The sequence below is a fragment of the Duncaniella sp. B8 genome (assembly GCF_005304985.1).
GTDB lineage: Bacteria > Bacteroidota > Bacteroidia > Bacteroidales > Muribaculaceae > Duncaniella > Duncaniella muris.
In genome coordinates this window covers 2,544,416-2,557,811 of record NZ_CP040121.1, presented here as the reverse complement: position 1 = coordinate 2,557,811, position 13,396 = coordinate 2,544,416, and the positions used below count along the sequence as shown (strand labels likewise).

General features: G+C 51.0%; 10 protein-coding genes. 8 read left to right on the top strand and 2 right to left on the bottom strand.

What is annotated here, in order from left to right; translation table 11 throughout:
* Window positions 1-2: 2 nt before the first annotated feature.
* From FDZ78_RS10815 to FDZ78_RS10795, 5 genes are all read left to right on the top strand, one after another.
* Entirely contained in the window at window positions 3-1,514 is a 1,512-nt protein-coding gene (locus FDZ78_RS10815; RefSeq protein ID WP_136408538.1) for a glycan-binding surface protein, read from the top strand.
* 39 nt (window positions 1,515-1,553) lie between these two features.
* Window positions 1,554-3,086, top strand: coding sequence for a cellulase family glycosylhydrolase (locus FDZ78_RS10810; protein WP_137426201.1), 1,533 nt, complete (start codon window positions 1,554-1,556; stop codon window positions 3,084-3,086).
* Window positions 3,087-3,206: 120 nt separating this feature from the next.
* Entirely contained in the window at window positions 3,207-4,637 is a 1,431-nt protein-coding gene (locus tag FDZ78_RS10805; protein ID WP_136408537.1) for a glycoside hydrolase family 43 protein, read from the top strand.
* Between the two features lie 23 nt (window positions 4,638-4,660).
* Entirely contained in the window at window positions 4,661-6,757 is a 2,097-nt protein-coding gene (locus tag FDZ78_RS10800) for a glycoside hydrolase 43 family protein (protein ID WP_123399466.1), read from the top strand.
* A 17-nt stretch (window positions 6,758-6,774) separates the two neighbouring features.
* Window positions 6,775-8,307, top strand: a complete 1,533-nt coding sequence (locus FDZ78_RS10795) for a DUF5060 domain-containing protein (protein ID WP_123399448.1) — start codon at window positions 6,775-6,777, stop codon at window positions 8,305-8,307.
* Between the two features lie 50 nt (window positions 8,308-8,357).
* On the opposite strand, the gene FDZ78_RS10790 is transcribed toward FDZ78_RS10795, so the two are convergent.
* Window positions 8,358-8,924 carry a hypothetical protein gene (locus tag FDZ78_RS10790; protein ID WP_124075776.1) on the bottom strand — a complete coding sequence of 189 codons (567 nt, stop codon included), beginning with the start codon at window positions 8,922-8,924 and terminating at the stop codon, window positions 8,358-8,360.
* A gap of 196 nt (window positions 8,925-9,120) precedes the next feature.
* Between FDZ78_RS10790 and FDZ78_RS10785 the strand changes: the two genes are divergently transcribed.
* A complete protein-coding gene (locus FDZ78_RS10785; protein ID WP_124075777.1) occupies window positions 9,121-9,921 on the top strand; it encodes a M48 family metallopeptidase in 801 nt (266 codons plus the stop codon).
* Window positions 9,922-10,046: 125 nt separating this feature from the next.
* On the opposite strand, the gene mscL is transcribed toward FDZ78_RS10785, so the two are convergent.
* Entirely contained in the window at window positions 10,047-10,472 is a 426-nt protein-coding gene (gene mscL / locus FDZ78_RS10780) for a large-conductance mechanosensitive channel protein MscL (RefSeq protein ID WP_107032915.1), read from the bottom strand.
* 343 nt (window positions 10,473-10,815) lie between these two features.
* Here mscL and gap point away from each other — a divergent pair, with 343 nt between their 5' ends.
* The gene (gene gap / locus FDZ78_RS10775; RefSeq protein WP_107032914.1) at window positions 10,816-11,826 is read left to right on the top strand and encodes a type I glyceraldehyde-3-phosphate dehydrogenase; all 1,011 of its coding nucleotides are present in this window, start codon (window positions 10,816-10,818) and stop codon (window positions 11,824-11,826) included.
* Window positions 11,827-12,095: 269 nt separating this feature from the next.
* Window positions 12,096-13,361: a hypothetical protein gene (locus tag FDZ78_RS10770; protein WP_136408536.1), complete on the top strand. Its 1,266-nt coding sequence runs from the start codon at window positions 12,096-12,098 to the stop codon at window positions 13,359-13,361.
* The last annotated feature ends 35 nt before the right edge of the window (window positions 13,362-13,396 follow it).

Genomic DNA, 13,396 nt, shown 5'->3' with positions numbered 1-13,396 from the left:
CAATGAAAAACTATATAAGCTGTTTCTGCGTAGCCATCGTGTGCATGATGCAGATGCTGTGTTTTGTCTCCTGCAAATCAGACGGAGATGACGGAGGTCAGCCTGTGATCACCGGAGTCCGCACGATTGATCCGGAAAAGGCCGACAGCCTGTTCACCGAAGCAGACCCCTGGGATATAATCGTCCTCGTTGGCCATAATCTCGGTGGCGCGAAAGAGATCTACATCAACGATCAGAAAATTTCTTTCAACCCCACGTATGCCACCCCGACCCACATAATACTCTCGATTCCTGGCGAACTTAAACTCGTGGGTGCCAACCCTGAACTGAAATCAGAGATCAGAGTTGTCACAAGCCACGGCACCGCTACATATGCGTTCCACATCAACTCCCCGGCTCCATATCTCATATCCTATACCGCCGACTGGGACGATGACAAGCCTCTGTCGCCTGGACAGGAGATACGTATTAAAGGAGAAAACATCTATGAAGTGGAAAGCCTCTATCTCACAGACTTCAATCCTCTTGAAGTTGATGATGACGGAAACCCGGTCGAACCGGAAGGTCCGGTGACTAAATATGAGATCACCGACTATGAAATCGGCCCCGACTTCGACCTCATCACCGCAAAACTTCCCGCCACGGTTCTCGAAAAAGGCTACATCGTGATCGAATGTCACTCCGGATCATCGGTAATCGGATTCACTTCCGCCAAGCCCAATCCGCCGGTAATCGAGGAAATTTCATCTGACATGCCTGTATGGGGCGAGCCATGCACTCTCTTCGGCAAGGAATTCAATGATCTTGTGGCCATCATCATCGGCAAAAACGAAATCACTATTCCGGCCAAAGACATCACAGTCAATGATGACAAAACTCAGCTCACATTCTCGCTGCCCACTCTGCCTGAAAAAGGCGGACGCCTGATCCTCGTGACCGAGCAGGGCCGCGACACAATACCCTTCTATCAGAAGAGCACCGTACTGATCGACTTCGACAGCTTCGGACGTTATTTCTGGGGCGGAACCGACAGCAACAAAGTGGTAGACCAGACATCTGCCAACAATAAACCGGCCAATACCTCCGGCAAATTCTGGGGAATCGAAGGAACCACACAGCTCAACAACGGATGGTGGGGACCTCTCTACCTCGGCGAGTCACAGATACCCGACATTCCTGAGAGCACCCCGATCGAAGACATCGAGTTCCGCTACGAATGCTATATGCACTATCCTGAAGTCGAAGGCATGGAATGCTGGTTCATTCTCTGTGACGGAAGTGACTTCAAGGGCCAGTACACGTTCAACGGCTACCACGACCGCATCACCGGCAAATGCGAGACCGGCAGATGGATGTCTTGTTCCATACCGCTGAGAAATCTCGTCACCGGAGGCAGCACCTATGGTGACATCAGACTCTCACTGACATCGGTCTATCTCCATCTCTGCAACGGACTGGCCGAACAGGATGTGGCAGTCTACTTCGACAACTTCCGTCTGTATGTCAGACAGTAAACCTCAAAACAGCCACTAACACAGATATTACAAAACGATATGAGACATCTGAATATAATTCCAATCGCTCTATCTCTGTTGCTTTCATTCGGCAGCATCTCATGTTCCGACAACAAAGATGTCTATGACACAGAAGACATCCACTTCGTGCTCGAAAACGATGTACTGTCATTTCAGAGAGAAAGCAACTCTAACAACTTCCGCATCAAGTCAGCTGTCACTCCGCAGATCTCATGCAGCGAAAACTGGGTCAGCCTCAAGCTCGAACGCCTGACCGCTTCAATCTATCGCCTCTATGTCACCGTTGATGAAAACAACGGTGACAGCAGATCGGCAGAGGTGACAATCAAATCCGGTGACGAAACCAAGACTCTGACCGTCAATCAGTCGGCCCTTGCTCAGGCTTCCGTACATGAAATAGCTGACTGGCTGGGTCTGGGATGGAATCCCGGCAACCAGATGGATGCCTACAAAAACGGTGTTGCCGACGAACTCTGTGACGGCAACTATCAGCTGACTCAGGAACTCTTCAACAAGATCAAGGCTGCCGGCATCAAGACTGTGCGCCTGCCGGTGACATGGATCGGGCATATCGGAGCAGCACCTGACTACAAAATCGATGATCGTCTCGAACGAGTGGCCGAAATTGTAGGCTATGCCGAAAATGCAGGGCTTAACATAATCGTCAACATCCATCATGACGGCTCTGGCGGCTACGGCTTCTGGCTCGATTTCAAAGGCGCAGCCGCAAACATAGCCAAAAACCTTGAAGTTGAAGACCAAATCCGCAAAGTATGGACACAAATTGCAGAACGGTTTGTCGACACCGGTGATTTTCTGATTTTCGAAGGCTTCAACGAAATCCATGACGGAGACTGGGGCTGGGGCGCGAACACCACAGACAACGGTCACCAGTACCGACTCCTCAACGAATGGAACCAGCTGTTTGTGAACACCGTGCGCGCCACCGGAGGCAAAAATGCCACACGCTATCTCGGAATCCCCGGATATGCCGGAGGCTGGGAACTTGTGGAGCATCTCGAACTGCCCAAAGACCCCGCGACAGGACGTCTGCTCGTCTCGGTCCACTGCTACTCTCCCGGCAAATTCTGCATGGAATTCTATGACGAAGGCGGTAACTGGACATACCTCCCCGAATGGGGCCACACTGCATCCGAAGGCAAATATCCCGCAGACGATGTAGATGAAGAAGGTCTTGCCAACATTTTCAAAGGCCTGAAAGAAAGATTCACAGACAAAAACATCCCTGTCTACATCGGTGAATTCACCTGCACCAACCGTCCCGCCGGACGCGAAAGCGCATTTCGCGACTATTACCTTGAATATTTCTGCAAGGCTGCTCATGACTGTGGACTGGCACCCGTATTCTGGGATAACGGAGGTAAAGGCTTAGGAGCGGGCCAAGGCGCCATCTTCGACCGTCAGACCGGAGATTTTGTTCATTCCAATGCAGCCTCGGTCGCCGCGATGGTACGCGCCGTTTCCGACCATAGCCCCGAATACACCCTTGAAAGCATCTATGAAAGAGCTCCCGCCCCTGAATCAATATAACAACGTCATCATAAATATATAGGTGCAATAATAAGAGATCGTTTTTAATCGTATACTCTGTCCGTGTCAGCGACAGAACCGTAGGCTGACACGGTCAGAGGATTTTTCATACTATTCGCCATGAATAAAGCATTTCACCGCCACATAACGGCAACAGCCATAGGTCTGACAATCGCTGCCACAGCCTGGGCACAGCGTCCGATAGTGCAGACTAATTTCACTCCCGATCCGGCCCCGATGGTCTACAATGATACCTTCTATATCCATACCGGCCATGATGAGGACGGCCGCCACGATGAATTCGTAATGAATGAGTGGAGAGTATATTCCTCAAAAGATATGGTCAACTGGACCGATCACGGCTCTCCGATGTCACTCGACACCTTCAGCTGGGCCGAATGGGGAGCCTGGGCTTCACAATGTATCGAGCGCAACGGTAGATTCTACTGGTATGTATGCTGCGTGGACAGTAGCACTCATGACATGGCTATAGGCGTGGCCGTAGCCGACAGTCCTACAGGACCATTCACCGACGCTATAGGAGCGCCCCTTGTCAGTGATCCGGGCGGCTACATTGACCCTACAGTCTTCATCGAACCTGACGGAAACGCCTGGCTCTACTGGGGAAACCCCGGCCTGTGGTGCTGCAAACTGAACCCCGATATGATATCCTATGACAAAAATTTTACCATCAGCGGAAATCATGTTGAAAAAGTAAAGGATGGCGTCTACAAATTCATTCAGACCGAAGATTCCTTCGGCGGACCGGAGAAACTTGCCGAAGGCACTGTATTCACTGATTACAAAGACCTCTACGAAGAAGGGCCCTGGTTCTACAAGCGCAACGGCAGCTACATTCTCGCCTATGCCGCAGGCGGAGTCCCGGAACACATATCGTATTCGGTAAGCGACTCCCCCTGGGGACCGTGGAAATACGCCGGACAGATCATGCCCCTTCAGGAAATGGGCTCATTCACCAACCATTGCGGAATAACCGACTTCAAAGGACGGCACTATTTCGCCTATCACTGCGGCACTCTTCCCGGCGGCAGCGGTTTCAACCGGTCGACGGCGATCGAACAGTTCGAATACAATCCTGACGGCTCTCTCCCGATAATCCTTCCCACGACCAAAGGCCCGGACCCGGTCGGCACACTCAACCCCTACTCCCGCGTCGAAGCCGAGACTATAGCCTGGTCAGAAGGTCTGAAGACTGAGCCGAACGCAAAGACAGGCATCTATGTTTCCAACATACACAATGGTGACTATCTTCAGGTGCGCGAAGTTGATTTCGGCAAAAAATCGCCCTCGCGGCTGACTGTCTCGGTAGCAAGCGCACTCCGGGGAGGAACACTCAACGTTTACTCCGGCGGCACAGACGGGCAACTCATTGCCTCGGTCAAAGTTCCACCGACCGGCGGCTGGGAAGAATGGAAATCCGTGACTGTGCCTTTAGCCACTCCTGTCACCGGCGTCCATGATCTCACCTTCGCCTTCAGCGGCCAGAAAGGCTGCAAACTTTTCAATTTCGATTTTTGGAAATTCGACTGATCCATAACACCAGCACAGAAACAATGAAAAAAATCCAACTTCTCATAGCATCGGCATTACTGTCTGTCACCACCTCATTCGGTCAACAGAAATCATGGACTGCCGACAACGGCAACGGCACTTTCACAAACCCGCTGTTCTACGATGAATTTTCCGACCCTGACATAATCCGTGTCAATGACACATTCTATCTTGTCGGGACCACCATGCACTGCAATCCAGGACTCGTGGTCCTCGAATCAAAAGATCTTGTCAACTGGGACTTCTGCAGTTATGCCTTCGACCGAATAGGCATCGATGATCCCCGCTTCAGACTCGAAGACGGAAAAGAAGCATACGGACAGGGAATCTGGGCCCCTTGCATACGCTATCATGACGGCACCTTCTACATCTTCTCCAATATAAACGGAATAGGTATGCAGGTCTACACAGCCTCTGATCCGAAAGGACCTTGGAAACACTACAGCCTCGGAGGCTGGATACATGATCTGTCAGTACTCTTTGACAACGGCCGCATATACGCCATCCACGGCTACGACGAAGTCCACTGCATCGAGATCAAGCCTGATTTCAGCGGCTATGTAGATGGTAGCGACCGCTGCATCATCCCCGCCGGAAACGCTATGGGCGAAGGCCACCACGCCTACAAGATCGATGGAAAATACTATATAATCAGCGCCGACTACTCCCCTATGGGACGCATGATGTGTGCGCGCGCCGACCGCCTCGAAGGACCCTACGAAACCCGCGTCATCAGCTGCCGTGAAACCCTGGGCACTGAACATTCCACATGGGCCACAGACATCCCTATGGACGGCGCCATGCCGGAACCGGGCAAATGGCGCCTGAAAACCGGCAAACCGAATGCCGACAACATGGGCTGCGCCACACTCCACCAGGGCGGAATAGTACAGCTCGAAAATGGCGACTGGTGGGGATTTTCGATGCTTGACTTCCTTGCCGTCGGCCGCACCACCTGTCTGTCGCCTGTGACATGGGTGGACGGATGGCCTTATTTCGGCCTCCCCGGAAACCTTGGCCGCACGCCGCGCACTTGGCTGAAACCGCAGGTCAGCGCAACGGTGACACCACACGCACCCTACACCCGCAGCGACAATTTCGACAGCGGCCGGCTCCAGCCCGTCTGGCAGTGGAACCATCTGCCAGATGACAGCCAGTGGTCTCTGCGCAAAGGCCGTCTACGGCTGAACTCACTTCCGGCCAAAAATCTCTATTGGGCAAAAAACACCCTCACCCAGCGTGGCATAGGTCCGGTATCCGTAGCCACAGTGACCCTCGACGCATCCAAAATGAAGAAAGGCGATGTGGCAGGTCTCGGACTGCTCAACATTCCGTATGAATGGATAGGCATTGAGGTAAAAGACAACGGCCCGGTCATAAGCTTCTATGACCTTGGAACCGACACAACCATCGAGCAGCCTCTTGAAAAGCCGGAACTGCACCTGCGAATAACAGGCGACTTCGAGCACGAATGGGCGCAGTTCAGCTACAGCACCGACGGACAAAGTTTCAATGACATTGGCGGCAGAATGGTGATCCCCTATCAGACTAAAACCTTCCAGGGTGCACGCTATGCCCTCTTCGCCTTCAACCGTCTTCTCTCCAAAGGCGGCTATGCCGAATTCGACAATTTCACCGTTGACGAACCGCTCGCCGACCGCAGCGGCAACATTCCATTCGGTAAGACCATAACCATAAGCAATCTGGCCAACGGCCACAGACTGGTGGCCCACCGGCGCAAAATGGTGCTCTCGGCATGGCAGGGAGACAAAGACTTTGATTCTGTCAACACCCGGTTCAGAGTCCATGACCGAGGCAACGGCAAGGTTGTGCTCGAAGCCGTCAACGGCAATGGCTTCATGACCGTGGCCGGACTCGGCTTGTCCGGAGACCTCCGCCTGTCAGCCACTGAGACCGATGACTGCCTTTTTATGTGGCAGGACATGCTCCACGGCCAGTGTATGCTTCTGTCTCTGAAAACAAACCGCTATGTCGGAATCGATCCGGCATCCGGCGAGATCTATGGGGCTGACTGGCCCGGCACCTCCGCAAGCCGGCTCGGCGGCACAGTATTCCAGTGGGAAGACTCAGAATTATAATCCAAACCGTAACAATTATGAACAGAATAATCAGCACAGCTATCTCCATCATCTGCATTCTGTCAGGGGCTACGGCAGCCGGAGTTTCCGCAGCCCCGGCAGTAGAGCAGTGGAAAATATTCGAACTCTCATTCCGGCAGAAAGCCGGTCAGCATCCGTTTGACAACATCGACTCCCGATGCACCTTCATCAATGGCTGCGACACCGTAAAAGTCAGCGCATTCTATGACGGCAACGACACATATAAAATCCGCTTCATGCCCCACAAGCCCGGCCGGTGGACCTACCGCACTTCCGGAAACAATCCGAAATCGAATCTGCGGGGCAGTTTCGATTGCCTTCCGGCATCACCCGGAAACCACGGTCCTGTCAGAGTCGACTCGCTCGGATTCGCCTACTCCGACGGAACCGCCTACATTCCCGTGGGTACTACCTGCTACGCATGGACACATCAGCCCGACAGCCTCAGACGGCTGACGCTCGAAACCCTCCGCAACAGCTGTTTCAACAAAATCCGAATGTGCATATTCCCCAAAAGCTACGACTGGAACCGCAACGAACCGATTCTATATCCTTTCGAAGGTGAGACCGGCAACTGGGATTTCAACCGTCTCAATCCCGCCTATTTCAGAAACATCGAACAGTGCATCGCCTCGCTTGACAGCCTCGGCATCGAAGCCGATCTGATTGTCTATCATCCCTATGACCGCTGGGGCTTCAGCAAACTCGACAAGGAAACCAGAGACCGCTACATGCAATATGTAATCTCCCGCTTCGGCGCATTCAAAAACGTCTGGTGGAGCATGGCCAACGAATATGACTTCATGGAAGCCTATGACACCGCCGACTGGCAGCACCATCTCCGCTTCTTTGCTCTGAACGATCCCTACGGACATCTGAGAGGCATCCACAACGGCGTTAAACTCTATGACCAGAACGACCCATACGTCACCCACGTCAGCATCCAGTCATCCGACATGGCCAATGCCGGAAACCTGCGCTCTCAATATCGCAAGCCGGTCATTTACGACGAATGCCGCTACGAAGGCAACATCCCTTGGGTGTGGGGCACCCTCTCAGCCGAAGAAATGGTACAGAAATTCTGGGAAGGCTTCACAAGAGGTGCTTTTGTAGGCCACGGAGAAGTGATACTCACACAGCCCGAAGTCGGGCCTGACAGATCAGACGAAATCCTGTGGTGGTCAAAAGGAGGTGTGCTCCGGGGCAAAAGCCACGACCGCATCAGATATCTGAAACAGATTCTAGCTGACGCACCTTCAGCCCGTCTCACACCGGTAGAAGGCATAACCGGATGGCAGAACTATCCGACTCTCGGCGCCGGCGATGACTGGTATCTCATATACTTCGGCCGCGACATCCACTGCCAGCTCCTGCTTGAACTGCCGGAAGACAAAACCTACAGAATAGAACTTATCGACACCTGGGGCATGACCTCCACTGTGCTTGACGGAACCTTCAGCGGCCACTCGCTGATAACCCTGCCACAGCTGCCCTACATGGCGGCAAGGCTGACAGCCGTGCCACGCTGATCCAGCCTCCGATCTCACCGCCCGGTTTCTCAGAGTGGCCATAATGCCCTCTAAAACCAGGTGGTGATGACCGGATAGCCCCAAAGGCCTGTTTCAAGGTCGAGTGTCATTTTGCCTCCTGTCCTGGTCCGGTTGTAGCGCTTAAGCGGCACTTCTATCTCTTTCAGCCTCCCGTTGTCGAAGCGCACACGCAATATATATTTATAATATGGATTGCCACGGCGATAGCGGTTGCGCCCCACGCGCTGGGTGTGGTAGTGTTTTTCCTGCAGTCGTTTCTCCACCGTCACCTCCTCGGTGTGCAGGGTAGTGTCATCTGCAAACCAGAAATTCAGACCGAGGATCAGAAACAGAACCACACCGGTCATCACGACCATATGCCCCAATAGAGCCACATATGGATTGACACCTCTCCATACCTTACCCCAGAATCCGCGCAGCAGAAACCAGATGACCAGAACTGCCGTCAGGGCTATGCCGAGCGGTTCCCACCACTCAACTAACGTGTGGCCGTAGAGAGCCATCGAAAAACCGTAAAACAGCATCACCGACAGGATGGCACCCATCCATTTCAGTGCATTTTTTATATCTTTGAATGTGGTCTTGCTTTTAGTCATAGCGCTATCTGAAACAATGATTGGTCTTATTCGGATATTTTCATAGGCAAAGTTACATCCAATCTCGGAAATTTGCCAAAAAATATATAATTTTGCCACTTGAAAAGCACCTGCGTCACATCCGGCTCTCTTCAAAGCCAGATGTGATTTTTGGCACGAACTTTATAAACTAATCATAAATTACAGACATTATTTTATGAAAAAGAATCTCATCAGAACAATGGCCATCGCCCTCGGTCTGGCCATCGCAGCTCCTGCGTCTGCCCAGTTCAACCTCGGCAAAGCTATCAACGCTGGCAAAAAAGCAGTGCAGGCAGCAACCCTCACCGATGCCCAGATGGCTGCCTATGTCAAGGAATCAGTTGACTGGATGGATGCCAACAATCCCGTCACCCCTGATGACGACCCCTACACCATCCGTCTCAAGAAACTCACTGACGGACTCAACGATGTTGAAGGAATTCCCCTGAATTTCAAAGTCTACCGCGTGATTGACGTCAACGCATTCGCTTGCGCCGATGGCAGTGTGCGAGTATTCTCCTCACTGATGGACATCATGAGCGACGACGAGCTCCTCGGCATCATCGGCCATGAGATCGGCCACGTGGCAAAACATCACTCCAAAAACGCCTTCCGCACCGAGCTCATGACCGGCGCTCTCAAAGACGGCATAGCATCAACCGGCGGCGTGGCTGCTGCCCTCACCGACTCTCAGCTCGGCCAGCTCAGCGAATCGCTCATCAACGCCAAATATTCGCAGAAGCAGGAGAAAGAAGCTGATGACTACGGCTATCAATTCCTGAAATCACACGGCAAAAACCCCTGGGGCATGGTCCAGGCCTTCGAAAAATTCCAGAAAATGGAAGCTGAAGCAGGCGCATCGTCCTCTTATATCAACAAGATGTTCTCCTCACACCCCGAAACCAAAGAGCGCATCAAACGCATGACTGAACGCTGCACAAAAGACGGCATAGCCCGCCCCGCAGAATCGAAATAAACCCGCCGGATAGATAAATATCCTGAACAAAAAAGTCAGAGACGCCCTCAACGCAGACATCTCTGACTTTTTTTGCACCCATACTGAAAATCTGCCCCCTCGCCGGGAGCAGACATCCGGCGCGATCAGTTTTTCTCCTTAAGAAGATCGCGGATCTCGGTGAGAAGCACCTCTTCCTTGGTCGGTTCAGGATCAGGAGCCGGAGCCTTTTCTTCCTTGCGCTTCAACTGGTTGATGCCCTTGATAGCGATGAAAATACACAGTGCCACAATGAAAAAATCGACTATCGTCTGAATCCACGAGCCCCAGTTGAGCGTCACTTCGGGCTTAAGCACTTCCTGAGTGGTTCCGTCGATGACTGCCTGCTGGATCACAAACTTATAGTCGGTAAAATTGATGCCACCGGTGGCCACCCCGACCAGAGGCATGATGATATCATCGACCAGCGAGGAGATGATTTTGCCGAAAGCGGCACCGATTACCACACCGACTGCCATGTCGATGACATTGCCACGCATGGCAAATTCCTTGAATTCCTTTACAAATGACATTAGAATTGTTATTGATTATAAACTGTGGTGAACTTTTCTAAAACTATGAAACAAACACCGGCCGGCAATTGTTCCACTCGTGATCCATTTTCGCAAAAATACTCAAAAAACATCGTATTACCACGAAACATACACCTTATTTTACTTTTTTAAATAAAACAAGGTAAAAACGCTAATTTTATTTTGCTGAGACTTGACGGAAATTCAAAAAATAATAGTACCTTTGTGGCGTTTTTGGAGCACGGCCCAAACCGCCGTCAGCTCTGGAACGGTTTGCATTGCGTCTCAACAATTTTCAATAGGATCAGAAAGAACATAACAACCCAATTTTATATACAAAATTATGACAAAAATAGGTATTAATGGTTTTGGCCGCATCGGCCGGTTCGTATTCCGTGCCTCAACCAAGCGCGATGACATCGAAGTAGTTGCTATCAACGACCTTCTCCCCGTTGACTACATGGCTTACATGCTCAAGTACGACACAATGCACGGCAAATTCGACGGCACTGTTGACTACGATCTCGAAAAGAGCCTCCTCATTGTCAATGGCAAGGCTATCCGCGTTACAGCTTGCAAGAATCCCGCTGAAATCGGCTGGGGTGCAGTAGGTGCTGAATATGTTGTTGAATCAACCGGCCTCTTCCTCACCAAGGAAAAAGCTCAGGCTCACATCGAAGCCGGCGCAAAATACGTGGTTATGTCAGCTCCCTCTAAGGACGACACCCCCATGTTCGTTTGCGGCGTTAACCAGGATAGCTACGTCAAGGGCACTCAGTTCGTGTCTAACGCTTCTTGCACCACCAACTGTCTCGCTCCTATCACCAAGGTGCTCAATGACAAGTTCGGCGTTGTTGAAGGCCTCATGACTACCGTTCACTCTACCACCGCTACTCAGAAGACTGTCGACGGTCCCTCTATGAAGGACTGGCGTGGTGGCCGTGCTGCCGCTGGCAACATCATCCCCTCTTCTACCGGCGCTGCCAAGGCTGTAGGTAAAGTTATCCCCGAACTCAACGGCAAACTCACCGGTATGTCAATGCGTGTCCCCACTCTTGACGTATCTGTAGTTGACCTCACCGTTAACCTCGCCAAGCCCGCTACTTACGACGAAATCTGCGCCGCTATGAAGGAAGCTTCTGAAGGCGAACTCAAAGGCATCCTCGGCTACACCGAAGACGCAGTCGTTTCAAGCGACTTCCTCGGCGATCCCCGCACTTCTATCTTCGACAAGAACGCAGGTATCATGCTTTCACCTACTTTTGTTAAGGTTGTCAGCTGGTATGACAATGAAATCGGCTACTCTAACAAGGTGCTCGATCTCATCGCTCACATGAAGAAAGTTAACGGCTAATAATCAGCCATCCGCTTCATACAAGCATAAAAATCCAACGGAAGCAGTCCTGATTTTAAGGGCTGCTTCTTTTTTTTAGATTTTTTTTATGCATATTGACACCCGAAATTAAAAAAATCACTATCTTTGTCAAGATTTTTCGAAAAAAAATCAGTGGACAAATTCAGTCTGAACATTCGGATCTGCAATCTCGAAAACAGACAATATTTTTCACCTTACTAATAACCAATCGGCCTTGTACCAGGCCAAATTAAAACTTTTTTTTGCGTATGAAAAAAACTCTACTCTCACTGGCAGCAGTTGCAGTCACCTTTGTTGCTAATGCTGCTCCCACAGTAATTAAAACTAACCCCAACCAGAGCAATCCTCTGCCGGCAAACACAGTAATTGCAAACAACGAATTCTTCACCGCTACAACAACATTTGATGCAAAAGGCGGCCAGACCGGTAAAGCTTACGTATTCGGCGATGTAAACCTCGCAGGTACCGGATGGTTCCAGCTTCGTTCTGACGCTGCTCCTAATGCAGCATCTCCTTTCGGAGTACAGAAAGCAGATTGCACCTCAATCAAAGTTGAGGTAAAAAAACCGGTCACTCTCTATTGCTATCTGCGCACCGGCAACAACAAGCAAACTGCGGTAAATGTATTCAACTCTTCTTTTGAGACCATGCCTTATGCTAATGGTGAAACAGGCAAGAACTGCGGAGCTGATGGTGAAAAGAACAACATGTGGGAATTTTCATGGACTTTAAGTGCCGGGACATACTGTATGACCGAAATCGGTGGCACAGGCAATGTAGCCGGTCTCGGATACGAAGAAGCTGAAGATCCCGGTACAAGCGAAGATCCCGCTGAAGGCGAAACCTTCGCAATGAAAGGCAATGGAGCTGCAACATATGGTCAGTCATTTGACGAAATTGTAACTCCCCTCGAATTTGACAAAGTCAACAAAACTGTCACACTCTCTGACTTCCTTGGCAGCAAAGCAAACATCGTAATCAAGTTCGAACAGGCAGATCCTAACAAAGACCCCGACATGACCGGCACCGTATTCAACTCTGTTGCTGTAAGCGGTCTTGGCGAAGGCGATGCCAACACCGGATGTGCAATTGAGAATTTCACAGGCTCTGTTATCATCAAAAAAGACGGTGCAAACTTTGGCAAACTTGAAAATGTAACATTCTGGCCCGGCTTCAACAGCCAGCTCGTTGTTGATACAAAATCAATTAATGGCACAAACCAGAAAGTTTACAACCTCACCCTCATGATCGGTGGCGATTTCTACAAATGGGATGCCGCAACTTCTGCTTGGGGCGAAAAAGAAAAGTATCCTGAATTCTTCAAACTTGAAAAAGACATTCCTTTCGTTTCAGACGACCAGTCAGGCATCGACAGCATCGTTACCGACTCTGCTGACGAAAATGCCCCCGTTGAATACTACAACCTCCAGGGCATCCGCCTCAGCGAACCCGTAGCCGGCCAGATCGTGATCCGCCGCCAGGGTTCTAAGGTCAGCAAAATCGTTGTACGCTAATCCTTATCGTCACGATTTAAATCGACTCAACCAAT

What these genes read in the sequence shown, in the direction of transcription:
- FDZ78_RS10785 (WP_124075777.1), top strand. Translation starts at nt 9,121, where the DNA reads ATGAAAAAGAATCTCATCAGAACAATGGCCATCGCCCTCGGTCTGGCC.
- FDZ78_RS10815 (WP_136408538.1), top strand. Translation starts at nt 3, where the DNA reads ATGAAAAACTATATAAGCTGTTTCTGCGTAGCCATCGTGTGCATGATG.
- mscL (WP_107032915.1), bottom strand. Translation starts at nt 10,472, where the DNA reads ATGTCATTTGTAAAGGAATTCAAGGAATTTGCCATGCGTGGCAATGTC.
- FDZ78_RS10795 (WP_123399448.1), top strand. Translation starts at nt 6,775, where the DNA reads ATGAACAGAATAATCAGCACAGCTATCTCCATCATCTGCATTCTGTCA.
- FDZ78_RS10810 (WP_137426201.1), top strand. Translation starts at nt 1,554, where the DNA reads ATGAGACATCTGAATATAATTCCAATCGCTCTATCTCTGTTGCTTTCA.
- FDZ78_RS10800 (WP_123399466.1), top strand. Translation starts at nt 4,661, where the DNA reads ATGAAAAAAATCCAACTTCTCATAGCATCGGCATTACTGTCTGTCACC.
- FDZ78_RS10770 (WP_136408536.1), top strand. Translation starts at nt 12,096, where the DNA reads ATGAAAAAAACTCTACTCTCACTGGCAGCAGTTGCAGTCACCTTTGTT.
- gap (WP_107032914.1), top strand. Translation starts at nt 10,816, where the DNA reads ATGACAAAAATAGGTATTAATGGTTTTGGCCGCATCGGCCGGTTCGTA.
- FDZ78_RS10790 (WP_124075776.1), bottom strand. Translation starts at nt 8,924, where the DNA reads ATGACTAAAAGCAAGACCACATTCAAAGATATAAAAAATGCACTGAAA.
- FDZ78_RS10805 (WP_136408537.1), top strand. Translation starts at nt 3,207, where the DNA reads ATGAATAAAGCATTTCACCGCCACATAACGGCAACAGCCATAGGTCTG.